A 17,459-nucleotide genomic window follows, 5' to 3' on the forward strand; every position below is an offset into this window, starting at 1 on the left:
GGTCCGTACGCGCTCCTGAGCACGCGTACGCAAGCCCGCGCGCCCCGCCTCGGCGCAAGGTGAGCACCACGGGGAGGTGCCCGGATGACGGAGACCGCGGCGGCACGGTCCCGGTACGGCACCGTCCTGGACCTGGACGCCGGCGGCTGGGACTCCTCCGCGCACGACTGCTTCACCGTGTCCCGCCGGAACTGCCCCCCCGGCACGGCCCCGTTTCCCGCGGTCGCCGGCGGAGTCCCGGTCAACCCCTGGAACCTGGCCGGGCACTGGCCCCGGCACGGCCCGTCAGCTGCGGGCGACCGGCAGGCACCCGGCGACTTTCGGACGCCGCGTGCCGGCTGGTTCCCCCGGGCGAGAGCGGCCCCGCCGCCCGTCTCCCCCGGTAAGGTGCGGCCCACCGCGCCCGCGCGCCGTGGCCGGGAAACGCCGTGGCCGACCCGGTTTCCGGCCAGGCGGCCGTGCATTCCCGGCAGCCTGGATCGAGAGTCTTGATGCGGGCATCGGTTTCGTTCCCCAGCGGGTCATGGACTGGGCATCGTTCCGCCTCGTAGGTTTTAGCCCGTCAGCAACTCCGACCTGTGGACGGGAGTAATGGACGAGATATCCACGACGCACGCCAGGCGTTTCGTCGTTACCAGCGTGTCATCAGATGCCCACATGTGGAACCTCGTTTTCCTCCAACTGCTGCTGGAGGAGCGGGGCGGCGAGGTGGTCAACCTCGGAGCGTGCGTCCCGGACGACGTGATCATCGCCGAGTGCCGGAGAAACCGCCCTGACGCCCTGGTGGTGAGCACGGTCAACGGCCACGGCCACCTGGACGGGCTCCGGCTCATCGCGCAGATCCGAGCCGATCCGGAACTGGCCGGTCTACGGGTTGTCATCGGCGGGAAACTCGGTATCCGAGGATCCGAGAACGCCCGTTTCGGTGGCGAACTCGTAGCGGCGGGATTCGATGCGGCATTCGAGGCGGAAGCCGGACTCGCCGAATTCGATGCCTTTCTCGGTGCGTTGGAAAATCGGCCCACTCGTGAACTCGCAATGACTGGGGGTATGAAATGAACAGCGGATCGGGCGGCAGCGTACCTGTGCGGTCCGTGCCCGCCGTGCCGTTGCCGCTCAGCCCGGCGCGCGGCAGGTTCTCCCGCTTCGTCCGGCGCAGCCACGAGCAGGGCGGTCTGGTGGTGCAGCCCCGGATGGGCTTCGCCGACACGGCGACCATGCGGCGCGGTCTGGAGGCGGTGAGAGCCGTGCGGGGAGCGTCCATCGGCACGGTCACCGTCGACAGCTACACCCGGGTCAACGACCACGACTCGGCCCGGCGGGCGCTGGACCGGGGCGACGACCTCAACGGATACCCGGTGGTGGCCCACGGCGTGCAGGAGACCCGCCGGCTGCTGACGGGCGTGGCCGACGACGACTTCCCCGTCCAGTTCCGGCACGGCTCCGCGCTCCCGAGGGAGTTGTTCGGCGCGCTGGCCCGCGTCGGCGCGGACGCCACCGAGGGCGGCCCGGTCTCGTACTGCCTGCCCTACAGCCGCGTGCCGTTGCCGCAGGCCACCGCGGCGTGGGCCGAATGCTGCCGCATTCTGGCCGACCGGCCGGAGACGATGCACCTGGAGAGCTTCGGCGGCTGCATGCTGGGCCAGTTGTGCCCGCCGAGCCTGCTGATCGCGCTGAGCGTGCTGGAGGGGATGTTCTTCCGCGAGCACGGCATGCGGAGCATCTCGGTCAGCTACGCGCAGCAGACCAGCCCGGAACAGGACCTGGAGGCGCTGGCGGCGCTGCGCCTGCTCGCCGCGCAGTGGCTGGGCGACGACGTCGACTGGCACGTGGTGCTCTACACGTACATGGGTGTCTTCCCGCGGACACCGGTGGGTGCCTACCGGATGCTGGAGGACAGCGTGCGGCTCGCCGTGCGCAGCGGCACCGAGCGGCTGATCGTGAAGACCGCGGTGGAGGCGTACCGGATCCCGACCATCGAGGAGAACGTGGACGCCCTGGAGTTCGCGGCGGCCGTGGCCGCCGACGAGCGGCGGGCGGCACCGGTCGGGGGAGCGGTCCGGCAGACCGGCATCTACGAAGAGGCGCTGCAACTGATCACGTCGACGCTGCGGTTCGGCGACGACGTCGGGTCCGCACTGGTGGGCGCCTTCGCCCACGGCTACCTGGACGTGCCGTACTGCCTGCACCAGGACAACGCCAACCGCTCGCGGGCCGCCATCGACCCCGGGGGCACCCTGCGCTGGTTCGATCCGGGCGCGATGCCCGTGGCCGCCTCGGACGGCCACGGCAGCGCTCCGGTGACCGCGCGTTCGCTGATCGACATGCTGGGCTACAACGAGCGCCGGTTCGACCGCGAGCAGCTGGTCGGCGCGGCGGTGAGGGGAATACTGTGACGATCATGACGCACAGGACCGTCGCGACGCTGGACACGGTGCGCGAGCGGGGTGCCGTACGGGCGGTGGTCAGTCAGGGAATCCGCGGGCTGTCCCTGCCGGACGGCGACGGCGCGTGGCGCGGACTCGACGCGGACGTCGCCCGCGCGGTGGCCGCCGCGGCGCTCGGCGACCCGGCGGCGGTGAACTGGCTGCCGACGGACCCGGGGGAGCGGCTGAACCGGCTCGTCCTCGGCGACGCGGACGTGGCCACCTGCAACCTGTCGTGGACGCTCGGCCGCGAGGCCGCCCAGCCCGTGCTGTTCGCCGGGGTCACCTGCTACGACGGGGAAGGCTTCCTCGTCCGCACCGCGGACCGAATAACCAGCCCCGAACAGCTCGCCGGCCACCGGGTCGCCACCCAGGCCGGCACCACGACGGCAGGCAACCTGGCCGCGTGGTTCGGGGCGCGCGGTCTCAAGGTCGAGCCCGTCGCCTACGCGACCCCCGCCGAGGCGCTGGCCGGCTACGCGGACGGCTCGTGCGCGGCCTACGTCCTGGACCGCATCGCCCTGGCCGGCGCCCGGGCCACCCTGCCGCGTCCGGCCGACCACGTCGTGCTGGAGACGGCGATCTCCCGCGAGCCGATGGCGCTCGCCGTGCGCGACGACGATCCGGGCTGGTTCCGGGTGTGCCGGTGGGTGCTCCAGTTCCTCGTCGGGGCGGAGAGCGCCGTTCAGGAGGAGGGCGACGGCGGGGCGGCGCGTGCCGCCGCCGACCGGGCCGGCGGGCACGGCCCGGCGCTCGGCCTGGACGAGCGGTGGGCGCACCGGGTCCTGGACGCCGTCGGCACGTACGGTGACGTCTACGCACGCAACCTCGGCCCGGCCTCCGGCCTCGACGTCGGCCGCGGCGCGAACGCCCTGTGGAGTGACGGCGGGCTGCACTATCCGCTGCCCCTGCACTGATTCCCGCACCGCGCCGACGGCCGGCGCCACCGGCCTCGCGCCCCGCCCCCGCAGCGGCGTTCCGCCTGCTCACCGGGGCCTATCGACAACCTTGATGCGGGCATCGATTTCGTTCCGCAGCAGCTCGTGGACCCGGCCGCACCCAAGCTCGTAGCTTCGTTGCATCAGCTCGGATCTCCGGGAAATCCCCACCTCCCGTAGAACCCCCCGACCTCCCCTCCGAATCAGGAGTATGTCATGAGCACATCAGAAACGCCTCCGGAGACCCGCGGCGCACTCGAACTCACGGCGGCCATGCTGCTGTCCGGCACCATCGGCGTCTTCGTCGTCGAGTCCGGTGCCTCACCGTTCAACGTGGTCTTCTTCCGGTGCGTGTTCGGCACCCTCTTCCTCGGCCTGTACTGCCTGATCCGCGGATTCTTCAAGAACCACGGGTTCACCCCGAAGAAGCTGGGCCTCGCCGCGCTCGGCGGCGTGTTCATCGTCTTCAACTGGGCGTTCCTGTTCGAGTCCTACGAGAAGACCTCGATCTCGGTGGCCACCGTCGTCTACCACACCCAGCCGTTCTTCGTGGTACTGCTCGGAGCCCTGCTGTTCAAGGACCGGATCACCGCGCACAAGGCCGGCTGGCTGTTCGTCGCCTTCTTCGGCCTCGTCCTCGTCTCGGGCATCTCGACGTCCGACTTCTCCAGCGGCAGCACCTACCTGGTGGGTGTCGGCTACGCCCTGCTCGCCGCCCTCTTCTACGGCCTGTCGACGATCATCACCAAGCGCGTGACCGGCGTGAAGCCCCACCTGGTCGCCCTGGTCCAGGTGACGCTCGGCATCCCGCTGCTGCTGCCCTTCACCCAGCTCGGCCAGAGCGCGCACTTCGGCAACGGCTGGGCCTGGCTGGTCGGCCTCGGCTTCATCCACACCGGCGTGATGTACGTGCTGATGTACTCCGCCTACCAGAAGCTGCCCACCACGAAGATCGCCGTCCTGGCCTTCGTCTACCCCGCCGCCGCGATGGTGTGCGACTGGGCCGTCTACGGACACCACGTCAGCTGGGTCCAGGCCCTGGGCATCCCGCTCATCGTCGCCGCCTCCCTCGGCATCAGCCTCGGCTGGCGCCCCCGGCTGCGCCCCGCCGCGGCCCAGGCCGCTGCGGACGCCCCCGCACAGCCGGTCGCCCCGTCCGCGGAGCGCACCACCGCCTGAGCCCCGGACACCGACTGACGCTCACCGTCCGGACCACCGTCAGAGAGGACCCCAGCCATGCCCCGCGTCACCGACCCGACCGCACCGCGCATAGCCCTGGTGGGCGCCACCGGAGTGGTCGGCACCACCCTCCTGAGGCTCATCGAGGAACGCGGCTTCCGCTACCGCGAGCTGCACCTGGTCGCCTCCGCCCGCTCGGCCGGCCGCGAGATCACCGCCGAGGGCCACTCCTACCAGGTACAGGACCTGGACGGCTTCGACTTCTCCGGCACCGACGTCGCCTTCTTCTCCGCCGGCGGCAGTGTGAGCACCACCTTCGTACCCAAGGCCGTCGCCCAGGGCGCCCTCGTCATCGACAACACCAGCGCCTTCCGGATGGACCCCGACACCCCGCTGGTCGTCCCCCAGGTCAACGCACACGAACTCGGCGAGCGCCCGGCGAGCGGCATCATCGCCAACCCGAACTGCTCCACCATCCCGCTGGTCCGACTGCTGGCGCCCGTCCAGGAACGCTGGGGCATCCGCCAGGCGGTGGTCAGCACCTACCAGGCGGCGTCCGGCGCGGGCTACTCCGGCATCGACGAACTGCACGCCGGTGCCCGCGCGGTCCTAGACGATCCCGACGGCACCGGAGTGACCGGGACCTTCAGCCCCTCCCTGGCCTTCGACGTCATCCCGCGCATCGACCGGCTCCTGGACGACGGCTTCACCTTCGAGGAGCAGAAGATGCTCCAGGAGTCCCGCAAGATCCTGTCCCTGCCGCACCTGGACGTCACCACCACCTGTGTGCGCGTTCCGGTGGCCAACAGCCACTCCGAGGCCGCCTGGATCGAGTGCCACAACCCGGTGGACCGGGCCGAACTGGTCCGGCTGCTGTCGGAGCAGGACGAGGTCACCGTCCACGACCTGGAGACCGTCGGCGCGTTCCCCACCCCGCGCACCGCGGGCGACCCCAACCGGGTGCACGTCGGACGCGTCCGCGTCGCCGCCCACAACCCGCGCGGCTTCTGGCTGTGGATCGTCGCGGACAACGTCCGGATCGGCGCCGCCCTGAACGCGCTCCAGATCGCCGAAGCACTCACCGAGCGAGGTGTGCTGTGACCACTCCCATCGTCCTGAAGTTCGGCGGCTCCACCTTCCCGTCCCCCGAGGCGTACGCCGAACTCGCCGCCGCCCTGGGCCGGCGGGCCGAGGAGGAGCAGCGGCCGATGGCCGTCGTGGTCAGCGCCATGCCGGGCGAGACCGAGAAGCTGCGCGGCCTGCTGCACGAGGCCAACCCGCAGCCGGAGGACGCCACCGTCGCCGGGCTCCTCACCCTCGCCGACACCATCAGCGCCCATCTGCTGGCCGCCGCCCTGCACCGCGTCGGACTCACCGCCACCGTGCTCGCGGGTCACCAGCAGGGCCTGGTCACCGACAGCACGTTCATGTGGGCCAAGGTGGCGCGGCTGGACGCCGAGCCGCTGCGGCGGGCCTTCGACGAGCACCAGGTCGTCATCGTGCCCGGTGGCCAGGCGGCCGACGCCCAGGGCCGTCCCACCTGGCTCGGCAAGAACAGCTCCGACCTGTCGGCCGTCCTGGTCGCCGCCGCACTCGGTGCCGACCGCGTCGAGATCCACTCCGACGTCGACGGGATCTACAGCGCCGACCCGAACGCCGTGACCGGGGCCCGCCTGCTCCCCGAGGTCACCTACGACACCGCCTCGCTGATGTCCCTGTACGGGGCGAAGGTCCTGCACCGCAGGTCGGTGCGGACCGCCAAGCAGCACGGCATCGTCCTCGTCTGTCGTCACAACCGGGACCCCTTCCCCTCCGGCACGGTCATCGGCGGCGACGGCGCCCCGGCCGCCGGCGTCGTGGCCAACACCAGGTCGGAGGTCCTCGCCTACGCCACCGCGGCCGCGGCCGACCTGGCGCACAGCGTCTTCCACGCCGAAGGGATCGACACCGTACGCCTGGAGGACGGGCCGCACCTCGTGGTCGTCGGCGGCTACCTCGACGTCGGCCGCTTCCAGCGCGTGCACGACCTGCCCGAGGCGCGGGTCGTGGGCATCCCGGTCACCGAGATCATCGGCAGCCGGGCCACCACCCACATCGCCGCCGACGCCGAGCAGGCCCGGCAGCTCGCCCAGAAACTCCACGAGGCCCTGCCCGAACCGCTTGAGCCGGCCGTCGGACTCCGAGTCCTGTAAGTCCCCGCCACCGCGCACCGAACCCGCCACCCCGCACTGAACCCGCCACCCCGCACCGAAGGAGACACCACCATGACCACGACCACCTTCCAGACCGCCGTCTCCGCGCCGCAGACCCTGGGGCTGATCGAACTTCCCGACGCCGTGCGGGACAGCATCGGCCGCGAACTGGCCGCCGAGCCCGATCCGACCCGGGACATAGACCGCGCCATGGCGCGCTACCACCAGATCTTCGCCGGCCTGCCGCTCGAACTGCTCCAGCAGATCCTCGATTTCGGCCGCCACAACGACACCCCCGGCGTCGGCTACGTCCGCAACCTCCCCGTCGATCCGGAGCTGCCCCTCACCCCGTCGAACGGCGGCCCGGCCGCCGACAAGAAGACGTACGTCGCCGAAGGGGTCCTGCTCGGCCTGTCCGGCCTGCTCGGCGAGCCGGTCGGCTTCCTCACCGAGAAGAACGGCAATCTCGTCCACGACGTCATCCCCGTCGAGGGCGGCGCGATGAGCCAGACCAACCAGGGCTCGGTCGTCTTCCTCAACTTCCACAACGACATCGTCCACGACGCCATCGGCCGCTACGACGTCAGCAACCCCGACTTCCTCGTCCTCAGCTGCCTGCGCGCCGACCACGAGGGAGTCGCGGCGACCCACTACGCGGACGCCCGGGACATCGTCCGCGCCCTCGACTCCCGCACCCTGGAACTGCTGCGCAGCCCGCTGTTCCGGCTCAACGCACCCGGCAGCTACGTGCGGGACGTGGCCGGCGGACAGGAGGTGCTCTCCGACCCGGTCGCCATGATCAACGGACCCGAGCAGTTCCCGGAGATATCCGCCTCCGCCAACGGGGTGCGCGGCATGACCACCGCCGCCGAGGCCGCCCTGGACCGGCTCCAGGCCGCCTGCCGGGAGACCGCCCACCAGGTGTACCTGCGCCCGGGCGAGGCCCTTCTGATCAACAACCGCAAGGGACTGCACGCCCGTACACCGTTCACCGCGCGCTACGACGGCGCCGACCGCTGGCTCCAGCGGACGTACGTGCGCCGCAGCCAGTGGTCCATCCGCTACCGGCAGGACGCCGACAACCGTCGTGTCCACTACTGATCCGGCCGGCGGGGGCGGGGGCTTGCCGAGCCCCCGCCCCCGCTTCGTCTGTTCGGGTGGGCAGCCGGCCCGGGAGCGGGCCGGGCGAGCAGGAACCAGAGGGAGGAACGCTCATGGACGTCATGACGGCCGTACTGAGCCGCCGCAGTGAACGCAACCTCGTCGAACCGGCTCCGGGCGACGACGAGTTCGCCTACCTGCTGCGTGCCGCGGCCACCGCCCCCGATCACGGCAGGCTCCGTCCCTGGCGGTGGATCCTGGTACGCGGCGAAGGACGCGTCGCACTCGGCCGCAGCTTCGCCGGTGCGTCCTCGGCGGCCGGCTTCCGACGGGACCGGACCGAGGCCAAGACCCAACGGGCGCCGCTCCTGGCCACCCTGGTGTTCACGCCGGTGGCGGAGCACCAGGTGCCCGAGTGGGAGCAACTGGCCGCCACCAGCGCCATGGTCGGCTCCCTGGGCCTGCTGCTGCACGCCCGCGGCTTCGGCAGCATCTGGCGCACCGGCAGGTACGCCGAATCCGCCCCGGTCCGCCGCCTGCTCGGGCTGTGCCCTGCCGAACGCCTGCTGGGCTGGCTGTACATCGGCACTCCGGGAGAACCGCAGGAGCCGAGGCGGCGGACACCCGACGACGTCACCGACCGGATCTCCGTCTTCGCGGCCGAGCCGGTGACCGTCTGAGAGCCCTCGACCGTTCTGGCGGGTCAGCCCGACTCGACCAGTGGTGCCGACTCCCGCATGAGCCGTACCGCCTGGTCGGCGAAGAGTTTCAGCTCCCGGCCCAGCCGCCTGCCGCTGCGCCAGGCCAGCTGCGTACTGACGGAGAACGGCGGGTCCCACGGCAGTGCCGTCATCTCGCCCTTCTCCAATTCCGTGGCCACGGTCACGGAAGGAAGCAGTGCGATTCCGAGCCCGGACGCGACACCCCGCTTGATCGCCTCTATGGTGCCGAATTCCAGGAAAGGCATGGTTTCTGCCCCCCGTAGTTCATCCTCGAACAGGTCCCGATATGCACAACCGGCCTCGGTGGCCAATTTCGATGCTGAGCGTAAATCGTCGAGTGACAGCTCCTCCCGTTGTGCCAGGGGGTGATTGGCCGCTGCAACGAGCACCAGCGGCTCCTCGGCCAGGACCACGGTCTCCAGACCCTGATGCCGGGTCTCCTGTTCCATGAGGAATCCGATGTCGAAGCTTCCCTGGCGCAGTGCGTGGCAGGTTTCCGCGCACAGACTCGGCCTCAACGAAAGGTGAACTTTTGGATAGCGGTGGTGGAAGAACTCCAGCAATGGCGGCATGCGGTACGACGTGATGCTCTCCATCGTGCCGATGACCAAGGTCCCCGACGGGCCGTCCCCGCCGGCGACGTCCGCACGCGCGGCGTCGGCCAGCGCCAGGATCTGCTCGGCGTACTCCAACAGCTTCTCACCGGCGGGCGTGAGCCGGATCCGACCGCCGAGCCGGTCGAAGAGTTCCACCCCCAGCGAGGTCTCCAACGCACGGATCTGCGTCGTCACACTCGACTGCGCGTAGCTGAGCTCCTCCGCGGCGCGGGTGAAGCTCAGCAGCGTCGCGACCTTCTGGAACGTCACCAGGTGACGAATTTCCACGGTATCCCCCTCTGCCGGAACGATTCGACGGGGAAATCATGCCTTCCGTCAAGGGATCCACGCAGCAGCGACAAAGACGACGAAACTACAGGTAGATACGCACTTGCTGGACCCGGTGATGAGATCTCCGTCACACCCGTCATATATCTACTGGCGATGGGCCGTTCCGTCACGTCATACGGCGCGGACTCACGTCATTCGATCAAGACCCGCAGGTTGATCGCCGTTCCCGCACCGAAGAAACGGGGTGCCCGCCCTGAATTTTCCCGCGGCAGCGGGCCGGCATCCACCGAGACTCGGCCGGTCCGTGTCGACGTGTTTTCCCTAAAGACGAGTCAATCAACGGGCAAAGAAAGCGAGGCGGCCCCGCAGAGCCCACCCCGGGGATCCGGAGGTGCCGGCGCCGGCCAGGTCGACGGTGTTTCCTAGAGCGCCTGCGCGCCCGGCTTCACCATGTTGCGGACCGTGCGGGCCTTCACGAAGTCGCCCATCGCGGTCATCTCCCACTCGCCGGAGTACTGGCGGATCAGCTTGGCCATCAGCACGCCCGTCTGTGGCTCGGCACCGGTCAGGTCGAAGCGGACCAGTTCCTCGCCGGACGCGCTGTCCACGAGGCGGCAGTACGCCTTGGCGACCTCGGTGAACTTCTGGCCCGAGAAGGAATTGACGGTGAAGACCAGGCCGGTGACCTCCTGCGGGATCCGGCCGAGGTCGACGACGATCACCTCGTCGTCACCGCCGCCCTCACCGGTGAGGTTGTCGCCGGAGTGCTTGATCGCGCCGTTCAGGATCGACAGCTTGCCGAAGTAGCAGCTGTCGATGTGGTTGCGCTGGGGGCCGTAGGCGATGACCGAGGCGTCCAGGTCGATGTCCTTGCCGCGGAAGGCGGGCTCCCAGCCGAGGCCCATCTGCACCCGGGACAGCAGCGGACGGCCGCCCTTGACGAGGGAGACGGTCTGGTTCTTCTGGAGACTGACCCGGCCCTTGTCCAGGTTGATCTTCCCGGTGCCGGGCGCGGCGGCCGGCGGCGCCGGGGGAGCGGCGGGCATCGGGGGCGCCACGGGCTGCGCGGTGGGCTGTGCGATGGGCTGTGCGGCGGGCGGTGGCGGGGCCACCGGCTGCGCGGCCGGGGCGGGTTCCTCCACGGTGACGCCGAAGTCGGTGGCGATGCCCGCGAGTCCGTCCGCGTATCCCTGGCCGACGGCGCGCGCCTTCCACTGGCCGGCGCGGCGGTAGATCTCGACCACCACCAGTGCCGTCTCGGTGCCGAGCTGCGGGGGTGTGAACGTCGCCAGGACCGCGTTGCCGTCGGCGGCGCGGATCGTCGCCGTCGGTTCGATGCCCTGGAAGGTCTGGCCCGCGGCGTCGGGGCTCGCGGTCACGACGATCTTCTCGATGCCGGGCGGGACGGCGGCGGTGTCGACGATGATCGCGTCGGGTGCCGCGCCGCCGCCCGAGCGGTAGGTCACGCCCGGTCCCGAGGGCTGGTTGTAGAAGATGAAGTCCTCGTCGGAGCGCACCTTGCCGTCGGCGGTGAGCAGCAGGCCCGACACGTCGAGCCGCACCGGGGCGGCGACGTCCACCGTCACCCGGGACGCGGAGAGAGGGATGTTCGAGCCTGGGGTCATAGCTGTCATGCCAGAGGTAACGATCGAGAGCGCTTTACCGTTCCCTTACCTTGCGTCCGTTCGGCCCAGCGCTCCCACCGGTCGCCCGCGGGGCGGCCGAGAACGGCCGCGGGGGCGCCCAGGGGCCTTCACCCCTGAGCGCCCCCGCGGCCCGCGGTCCGCCTACGGCACCACCACGATCTTGCGTCCCACGCCCGCCGCGAACTGCTCCAGCGCCTGCGGGTAGCGCTCCAGCGGGATGCGGTCGCTGATGAACACCTCGGGGTCGAGCACACCGTTCGCGAACAGCTCCGCCGCCCGCTCGTAGCTGTGCAGCACCGCCATGGAGCCGGTGATGGTGATCTCCTGGTTGTAGATGCGGTACGGGTCGATCTTCACCCGGGTCGAGTAGTCGGCGACCCCGAACTGGAGGAACGTGCCCGCCTTGGCCACCCGCTCCAGGCCGTCCTGGATGGCCGCCGCGTTCCCCGTCGCGTCGATCACGACGTCCCAGCCCTGCGGCCGGTCGAGTTCGTCGGCGTTCGCGGCGGACGCCGAGACGCCGAGCCGGCGGGCCGTCTCCAGCCGGTCCGGGTTCAGGTCCACCATGTCCACGCTCGCCGCGCCGGTCCGCTTGGCGAGTTCCAGCATCATCAGTCCCATGGTCCCGGATCCGTAGATCAGCACATGGCTGGCCAGCCGGGACTGGAGGATGTCGTAGCCGCGCACCGCGCAGGACAGGGGCTCGATCAGGGCCGCGTCCTGGGTGCGGACGTGCTCGGGCAGCTTCACGCAGTTCGCCACCGGCGCCACCGCGTACTGCGCCGCGCCGCCCGGGTTGGTCACGCCGATCGCCGCCCAGCGCTCGCAGAGGTTGTTGTGGCCGGCGCGGCAGTAGCGGCACTCGTAGCAGTACAGCGACGGGTCGACCGCCACCCGGTCGTCGACCGCGACCTCGGTGACCTGGGCGCCCACCCCGACGACCCGGCCCGCGAACTCGTGTCCGGGCACGATCGGCAGCTTCGGTGCGAACTCGCCCTGGAGGATGTGCAGATCCGTGCCGCACAGGCCGCAGGCGGCCACTTCGACGACGACCTCGCGCGGGCCGGGCGTCGGGTCCGGGACCTCCGTGACGACGGCGCGGCCCACGGACTCGATGACGGCGGCCTTCATTTCACGGCTCCCAGCGAGAGGCCCTGGACCAGCTTGTCCTGGGCGGTGAACCCCGCGGCGAGCACCGGCAGGGAGACGACGAGCGACGCGGCGCACACCTTCGCCAGGAACAGGCCCTGGCTGGTGATGAAGCCGGTCAGGAAGACGGGTGCGGTCTCGGCGACCACACCGGTGAGGACCCGGGCGAACAACAGCTCGTTCCAGCTGAAGATGAAGCAGATCAGCGCCGTCGCGGCGATGCCGGGCAGGGCGATCGGTGCCACCACACGGGCCAGGATCGTCGGCAGCCGGGCGCCGTCCACCCGGGCGGCCTCGATCACCGCCACCGGGACCTCGGCGAGGAAGGACTGCATCATCCACACCGCGATCGGCAGGTTCATCGACGTGTACAGGATGACCAGCAGCCAGATGTTGTCGAGCATGCCGGTGTTCTTCGCGAACAGGTAGATCGGCAGCAGGCCCGCCACCACCGGCAGCATCTTCGTCGACAGGAAGAAGAACAGGACGTCCGTCCACTTCCGCACCCGGCGGATGGAGAGTGCGTACGCCGCCGGCAGGGCCAGCAGCAGCACGAACAGGGTCGAGGCGATCGACGCGGTGGCCGAGTTGATCAGCGCGGGCCAGGGGTCGGCCCCGCCGCCCGCACCGAAGAACTCGCGGTAGCTGTCCAGGGTCAGGGAGGCCCCGAAGGACGGCGGATTGGTGGCGGCGTCCGTCTCGGAGTGGAAGGAGGTCAGGGCCATCCACGCGATGGGCAGGAAGAACAGCAGCCCCACCAGCCAGGCCACCAGGCCCAGCCCCGCTCCGCTGCGACGGCGGGACCGTACGTTCACGGTCTTTGCTGCGACGGTGCTCATGCGCGCGACACCTCCTCGCGGAACAGCGACGACACCACGCGCAGCGCGAAGGTCGCGATGATGATCGAGCCGATGACCACCACGACGCCCGCGGCCGAGGCGAGGCCGTTCTCGTGGGCCTGGTAGAAGCTCTGGTAGACGGTGTACGGGAGGTTGGCGGTGCCCAGGCCGCCCGACGTGATCGTGAAGACCGCGTCGAAGTTCTGCACGATGTAGATCGAGCCCAGCAGGCCGCCGAGTTCGAGGTAGCGGCGCAGATGCGGGAGGGTGAGGTAGCGGAAGACCTGCCAGTCGCTCGCGCCGTCCACCCGCGCGGCTTCGAGTTGCTCGTTGTCGCGGCTCTGCAGTCCCGCCAGCAGGATCAGCATCATGAACGGCGTCCACTGCCACACCAGGGAAGCCTCGACCGCGATCAGCGGATTGTCCGAGATCCAGTCCGGCTGCGGGCCGCCTACATAGTGCAGTAAACCGTTGAACAGGCCGTATTCGGGGTTGTAGAGCACGTGCTTCCACAGCAGGGCGGCGGCCACGGGCACGACCAGGAACGGTGCGATCATCAGCGTACGGACCATGCCGCGGCCCCGGAACTTCCGGTTGAGCAGCAGTGCGACGGCAAGGCCCAGGACCAGGCTGGCCAGGACCACCGTGACGGTCAGCACGATGGTCGTCCACACCGACTGGCGCAGGTCCGGGTCGGTCAGGACCTGCCGGTAGTTGTCGATACCGGTGAAGTGACGGTCCTTCGGATACAGCGCGTTCCAGTCGAAGAACGAGAACACCAGGGTCGCCACGAAGGGCAGCTGGGTCACTACGATCATGAAGACCAGCGCGGGCAGCAGCGGCGCTCGGGTGACCCACGCGCGCATGCGGTTCGGCGGCCGGATCGCCGGCCGCGCGGTGGCGGCGGCGACCGGGGCGGGGGCGGTGACGGTCATGATCCCTCGTACTTCTTGCCGACGGTCTCGGCGAGCTTCTGTGCCTTCTCAAGCGCGCTGTCCACGGACTGCCGGCCCGCGACGGCGGAGCTCAGCTCCTGCGAGACCTTGGTGCCCAGGTCGGTGAACTCGGGGATGTCGACGAACTGGATGCCGGGCGCGGGACGGGGCTGCACACCCGGGTCGTTCGGCTTGGCACTGGAGATGGCGTCCCGGGTGACGTCCGCGAAGGCGGCCGCCTCCTTGCGGTACTCCGGGATGTCGTAGGTCGAGCTGCGCTTGCCGGCCGGCACGTTGGCCCAGCCCGCCTTCTCGCCCACGAGCTTCTCGTAGTCCTTGCTGGACGCCCACGAGATGAACTTCCAGGCGTCGTCGGCGTTCTTGGACGCCTTCTGGATGCCCCACGCCCAGGTGTAGAGCCAGCCGGAGCTGTCCGTCTTGTCGACCGGGGCCGGGACGTAGCCCATCTTGCCCTTGACCGGGGAACCGGCGGCCTCCAGCGAACCCGCGCCGGACGTGGCGTCGTACCACATCGCCGTCTTGCCCTGCGTCGTGTTGTTCAGACACTCGGCGAAGCCGGCCTGCGGCGCGCCGGACTCGCCGTGCTTGCGGACCAGGTCGACGTAGAACTGCGCGGCCTTCTTGAACTCGGGGGAGTCCAGTTGGGCCTTCCAGTCCTTGTCGAACCAGGTGCCGCCGAAGGTGTTGACGACCGTGGTCAGCGGAGCCATCATCTCCCCCCAGCCGGGCAGCCCGCGCAGACAGATGCCCTTCATGCCGGGCTCGGCGCCGTCCACCTTCGCGGCGAGGTCCGCGACCTGCTTCCAGGTGGGCTTGGCCGGCATGGTCAGGCCCTTCTTCTGGAAGACGTCCTTGCGGTACATCAGGAAGGACGACTCACCGTAGAAGGGCTCGCCGTAGAGCTTGCCGTCGGCCGCGGTGAGGGCCTGCTGCATCGGCTTGAGGATGTCCTGCTGGTCGAAGGCGGTGTCCTTCTTGACGTACGAGTCGATCGGGTGGAGCCAGCCGTTCTTGGCGTAGATCGGGATCTCGTAGTTGCTGAGCGTGGCCACGTCGTACTGGCCGGCCTGGTTGGCGAAGTCCTGGCTGATCTTGTCCCGGACGTCGTTCTCCGGCAGGACGGTGAAGTTCACCTTGATGCCGGTGTCCTTGGTGAAGTGGTCGGCGGTGAGCTTCTGCAGCTCCACCATCTGCGGGTTGTTCACCATCAGGACGTTGATCGAGTGGGCCGAGGACCCGCCGCCGGCTCCGCCGGCGCCCGAGCAGCCGACGAGCAGCGGAGTGAACAGCGTCCCTGCGGCGGCCAGGGCGAGCGTGGCGCGGGGCCTCCATCGGCTCTGGGTGTGCATGGATAGCTCCTGGTAGGTGTGAGGACGTATGGCGATGTGCGGATACAAGGGGCGCGGGGCGGTGCGCGGCACCCCTGGGGATTGCCTTGGTATATGAGTTCGGATCAGTCACACGCGGATGACCTGCGGCCCCAGCAGTGAGTAGCGGTGGGCCTCGGTCGCCGGGAGGAGGGTGCTCGTCACGATCGCCTCCAGCGCGCCGACGTCGGCGAACCGGCAGAAGCTGACCGCTCCGAACTTGGTGTGCGTCCCCGCGAGGACGGTGCGCCGGGCGGCCCGGACGGCCTGTGCCTTGACCTCGCTGACCGCCGGGTCGGGGGTGGTCAGCCCGTGTTCGCGGGAGATGCCGTTGGCGCCGATGAAGGCGAGGTCGACCACGAAGCCGGCCAGCATCTTCGTGGTCCAGTGGTCGACGGTCGCCAGCGTGCCGGGGCGGACCCGGCCGCCGAGGAGCAGCACCGAGACGTTTTCGGCCTCGGCCAGGGCGCCGGCGACCGGCAGGGAAGCGGTGACCACGGTCAGTGGCCGGTCCACGGGCAGGGACTCGGCGATGAGCTGTGGGGTGAAGCCCTCGTCGACGAAGACGGTCTCCGCGTCCCCGAGCAGTTCGGCGGCCGCGGCGGCGATCCGGCGCTTCTCGGGCACCTGGCTGGTGGCCCGGAAGGCGAGCGTCGTCTCGAACCCGGCGCTCTCCACGGGATAGGCGCCGCCATGGGTGCGGCGCACCAGACCGTGGTCCTCCAGGGCGCGCAGATCGCGCCGGATGGTCTCCTTGGCCACGCCCAGCTCGGAGGCGAGCGCGGTGACGTCGACGGAGCCGGTCGTCCGTGCGGCCCGCACGATCTCTCGCTGCCGTTCCTCGGCCGTCTTGGAACTCATGCGTCACCTGCCTCCACGCTGAGGTGTGCCCGTTCGGGCCCGGTGGGGCCCACGGGAGATGTTTTACAGCGGGTGCGCGACGCTGACCAGGTCTGTTGCCGATCCGATGCTGCCCGTGTGTGCCCGATCGCCGGGCGGATTGCCCGCCTCGGACCTGCGTGGCTGTTTCGGACGAGGTGGGAACGGGCGGTGTCCGTGCCCGAATACACGGGCGGGCGGGCCCGTTTGGTGCCCGCCCGCCCATTCGGCCGACAGTTTTCCGCCGCTTCCCGGTCCGTGCTCCGTGCCGCTCCCGGTTCGGGTTCCGCTCCGGGCCGTGCCCGTTTCGTCATAGCTGCGACCGGATCGGCTCGTGTCCTCAGTGCGGCCGGGATCGGCTCTCGTCCTCAGTGCGGCCAGATCGGCGGGTCGTTCACGAAGTGCCCGCCCAGGTGGGTGTGGGCCGGGTCGTCGGGGGTCAACTCCCCCTGTTCGGCGATGAGCTGCGCGGCGTACGGCTCCGAGTCGTCCTGCGGTGCGTAGCCGAGCGCCCGTGCCCCGGTCAGGTCCCACCACAGGCGGGTGTTGGCGGACGAGCCGTAGACGACGGTGTGGCCGACGTGCTCGGCGGTCAGTGCCGCGTGGAAGAGGCGGGCGCCGTCGGCCGGGCTCATCCACACCGAGAGCATGCGGACGCTGCTCGGCTCCCGGAAGCAGGAGCCGATGCGGACGGAGACGGTCTCCAGGCCGTGCTTGTCCCAGTAGAGCTGCGCCAGGTCCTCGCCGAAGGACTTGGACAGGCCGTAGAAGGTGTCCGGGCGGCGCGGGGTGTCGGCCGGGATCAGCGGGTCGTCGCCGCGCGGGGCGCGGGTGAAGCCGACCGCGTGGTTGGAGGAGGCGAAGACGATCCGCGGCACGCCCGCCCGGCGGGCCGCCTCGTACAGGTGGTAGGTGCCCTCGATGTTCGCCTTCAGGATCTTCTCGAAGGTCGACTCCAGGGAGATGCCCGCGAGGTGGATGATCGCGTCGACGCCCGTCACGGCCGCGCGCAGCGCCTCGGTGTCCGCGAGGTCCGCGGTGATCGCGTCCGGCTCGCCCTCGATCGGACGCATGTCGAACAGCCGCAGGTCGTAGCCGTGGTCCGGGAGCAGTTCCCGCATCAGGGTGCCGAGACCGCCGGCGGCGCCGGTGAGCAGGACGGTGCGGGGAGCGGGCAT

At 70.2% G+C, this 17,459-nt stretch carries 16 protein-coding genes; 8 read left to right on the top strand and 8 right to left on the bottom strand.

Features of this window, described 5'->3' with window-relative positions:
• The first annotated feature begins 591 nt into the window (after positions 1 to 591).
• The 8 genes from ACFY2B_RS29495 (at position 592) to ACFY2B_RS29530 (ending at position 8,516) form a co-directional block, all read left to right on the top strand.
• Entirely contained in the window at positions 592 to 1,059 is a 468-nt protein-coding gene (locus ACFY2B_RS29495) for a cobalamin B12-binding domain-containing protein (protein ID WP_390766105.1), read from the top strand.
• Positions 1,056 to 2,396, top strand: coding sequence for a methylaspartate mutase (locus ACFY2B_RS29500; protein ID WP_390766106.1), 1,341 nt, complete (start codon positions 1,056 to 1,058; stop codon positions 2,394 to 2,396). Before ACFY2B_RS29495 ends, ACFY2B_RS29500 begins: the two co-directional genes overlap by 4 nt.
• A gap of 5 nt (positions 2,397 to 2,401) precedes the next feature.
• Positions 2,402 to 3,343: a transporter substrate-binding domain-containing protein gene (locus ACFY2B_RS29505; protein WP_390766107.1), complete on the top strand. Its 942-nt coding sequence runs from the start codon at positions 2,402 to 2,404 to the stop codon at positions 3,341 to 3,343.
• A 237-nt stretch (positions 3,344 to 3,580) separates the two neighbouring features.
• Positions 3,581 to 4,543 carry a DMT family transporter gene (locus ACFY2B_RS29510; RefSeq protein ID WP_390766108.1) on the top strand — a complete coding sequence of 321 codons (963 nt, stop codon included), beginning with the start codon at positions 3,581 to 3,583 and terminating at the stop codon, positions 4,541 to 4,543.
• A 57-nt stretch (positions 4,544 to 4,600) separates the two neighbouring features.
• Positions 4,601 to 5,644, top strand: coding sequence for an aspartate-semialdehyde dehydrogenase (locus ACFY2B_RS29515; RefSeq protein WP_390766109.1), 1,044 nt, complete (start codon positions 4,601 to 4,603; stop codon positions 5,642 to 5,644).
• Positions 5,641 to 6,735 carry an aspartate kinase gene (locus ACFY2B_RS29520; RefSeq protein ID WP_390766110.1) on the top strand — a complete coding sequence of 365 codons (1,095 nt, stop codon included), beginning with the start codon at positions 5,641 to 5,643 and terminating at the stop codon, positions 6,733 to 6,735. Before ACFY2B_RS29515 ends, ACFY2B_RS29520 begins: the two co-directional genes overlap by 4 nt.
• A gap of 72 nt (positions 6,736 to 6,807) precedes the next feature.
• Positions 6,808 to 7,836, top strand: coding sequence for a TauD/TfdA family dioxygenase (locus ACFY2B_RS29525; protein WP_390766111.1), 1,029 nt, complete (start codon positions 6,808 to 6,810; stop codon positions 7,834 to 7,836).
• Positions 7,837 to 7,949: 113 nt separating this feature from the next.
• Positions 7,950 to 8,516, top strand: coding sequence for a nitroreductase (locus tag ACFY2B_RS29530; RefSeq protein ID WP_390766112.1), 567 nt, complete (start codon positions 7,950 to 7,952; stop codon positions 8,514 to 8,516).
• Positions 8,517 to 8,539: 23 nt separating this feature from the next.
• Here the strand turns inward: ACFY2B_RS29530 and ACFY2B_RS29535 are convergent, their stop codons facing one another.
• From ACFY2B_RS29535 to ACFY2B_RS29570, 8 genes are all read right to left on the bottom strand, one after another.
• Positions 8,540 to 9,442 (bottom strand): LysR family transcriptional regulator, encoded by a 903-nt coding sequence (locus tag ACFY2B_RS29535; RefSeq protein WP_390766113.1) that lies wholly within the window; start codon positions 9,440 to 9,442, stop codon positions 8,540 to 8,542.
• A gap of 425 nt (positions 9,443 to 9,867) precedes the next feature.
• On the bottom strand, positions 9,868 to 11,070 hold the full coding sequence (locus ACFY2B_RS29540) for a TerD family protein (RefSeq protein ID WP_390766114.1): 1,203 nt from the start codon (positions 11,068 to 11,070) through the stop codon (positions 9,868 to 9,870).
• Positions 11,071 to 11,232: 162 nt separating this feature from the next.
• Positions 11,233 to 12,222: a zinc-dependent alcohol dehydrogenase family protein gene (locus tag ACFY2B_RS29545; RefSeq protein ID WP_390766115.1), complete on the bottom strand. Its 990-nt coding sequence runs from the start codon at positions 12,220 to 12,222 to the stop codon at positions 11,233 to 11,235.
• The gene (locus ACFY2B_RS29550) at positions 12,219 to 13,079 is read right to left on the bottom strand and encodes a carbohydrate ABC transporter permease (protein ID WP_390766116.1); all 861 of its coding nucleotides are present in this window, start codon (positions 13,077 to 13,079) and stop codon (positions 12,219 to 12,221) included. The genes ACFY2B_RS29545 and ACFY2B_RS29550 overlap by 4 nt, the downstream gene beginning before the upstream one ends.
• Positions 13,076 to 14,014 (bottom strand): carbohydrate ABC transporter permease, encoded by a 939-nt coding sequence (locus tag ACFY2B_RS29555; protein WP_390766117.1) that lies wholly within the window; start codon positions 14,012 to 14,014, stop codon positions 13,076 to 13,078. Before ACFY2B_RS29555 ends, ACFY2B_RS29550 begins: the two co-directional genes overlap by 4 nt.
• Entirely contained in the window at positions 14,011 to 15,384 is a 1,374-nt protein-coding gene (locus ACFY2B_RS29560; protein ID WP_390766118.1) for an ABC transporter substrate-binding protein, read from the bottom strand. The genes ACFY2B_RS29555 and ACFY2B_RS29560 overlap by 4 nt, the downstream gene beginning before the upstream one ends.
• 108 nt (positions 15,385 to 15,492) lie before the next feature.
• Positions 15,493 to 16,263 (bottom strand): DeoR/GlpR family DNA-binding transcription regulator, encoded by a 771-nt coding sequence (locus ACFY2B_RS29565; protein ID WP_376531728.1) that lies wholly within the window; start codon positions 16,261 to 16,263, stop codon positions 15,493 to 15,495.
• A 386-nt stretch (positions 16,264 to 16,649) separates the two neighbouring features.
• Positions 16,650 to 17,459, bottom strand: coding sequence for an NAD-dependent epimerase/dehydratase family protein (locus tag ACFY2B_RS29570; RefSeq protein WP_390766119.1), 810 nt, complete (start codon positions 17,457 to 17,459; stop codon positions 16,650 to 16,652).

The sequence above is a fragment of the Streptomyces sp. NPDC001270 genome (genome assembly GCF_042896695.1).
Lineage (GTDB): Bacteria > Actinomycetota > Actinomycetes > Streptomycetales > Streptomycetaceae > Streptomyces.

What these genes read in the sequence shown, in the direction of transcription:
- ACFY2B_RS29500 (WP_390766106.1), top strand. Translation starts at nt 1,056, where the DNA reads ATGAACAGCGGATCGGGCGGCAGCGTACCTGTGCGGTCCGTGCCCGCC.
- ACFY2B_RS29570 (WP_390766119.1), bottom strand. Translation starts at nt 17,459, where the DNA reads ATGCCCGCTCCCCGCACCGTCCTGCTCACCGGCGCCGCCGGCGGTCTC.
- ACFY2B_RS29510 (WP_390766108.1), top strand. Translation starts at nt 3,581, where the DNA reads ATGAGCACATCAGAAACGCCTCCGGAGACCCGCGGCGCACTCGAACTC.
- ACFY2B_RS29540 (WP_390766114.1), bottom strand. Translation starts at nt 11,070, where the DNA reads ATGACCCCAGGCTCGAACATCCCTCTCTCCGCGTCCCGGGTGACGGTG.
- ACFY2B_RS29505 (WP_390766107.1), top strand. Translation starts at nt 2,402, where the DNA reads ATGACGCACAGGACCGTCGCGACGCTGGACACGGTGCGCGAGCGGGGT.
- ACFY2B_RS29550 (WP_390766116.1), bottom strand. Translation starts at nt 13,079, where the DNA reads ATGAGCACCGTCGCAGCAAAGACCGTGAACGTACGGTCCCGCCGTCGC.
- ACFY2B_RS29515 (WP_390766109.1), top strand. Translation starts at nt 4,601, where the DNA reads ATGCCCCGCGTCACCGACCCGACCGCACCGCGCATAGCCCTGGTGGGC.
- ACFY2B_RS29565 (WP_376531728.1), bottom strand. Translation starts at nt 16,263, where the DNA reads ATGAGTTCCAAGACGGCCGAGGAACGGCAGCGAGAGATCGTGCGGGCC.
- ACFY2B_RS29560 (WP_390766118.1), bottom strand. Translation starts at nt 15,384, where the DNA reads ATGCACACCCAGAGCCGATGGAGGCCCCGCGCCACGCTCGCCCTGGCC.
- ACFY2B_RS29545 (WP_390766115.1), bottom strand. Translation starts at nt 12,222, where the DNA reads ATGAAGGCCGCCGTCATCGAGTCCGTGGGCCGCGCCGTCGTCACGGAG.
- ACFY2B_RS29525 (WP_390766111.1), top strand. Translation starts at nt 6,808, where the DNA reads ATGACCACGACCACCTTCCAGACCGCCGTCTCCGCGCCGCAGACCCTG.
- ACFY2B_RS29530 (WP_390766112.1), top strand. Translation starts at nt 7,950, where the DNA reads ATGGACGTCATGACGGCCGTACTGAGCCGCCGCAGTGAACGCAACCTC.
- ACFY2B_RS29495 (WP_390766105.1), top strand. Translation starts at nt 592, where the DNA reads ATGGACGAGATATCCACGACGCACGCCAGGCGTTTCGTCGTTACCAGC.
- ACFY2B_RS29555 (WP_390766117.1), bottom strand. Translation starts at nt 14,014, where the DNA reads ATGACCGTCACCGCCCCCGCCCCGGTCGCCGCCGCCACCGCGCGGCCG.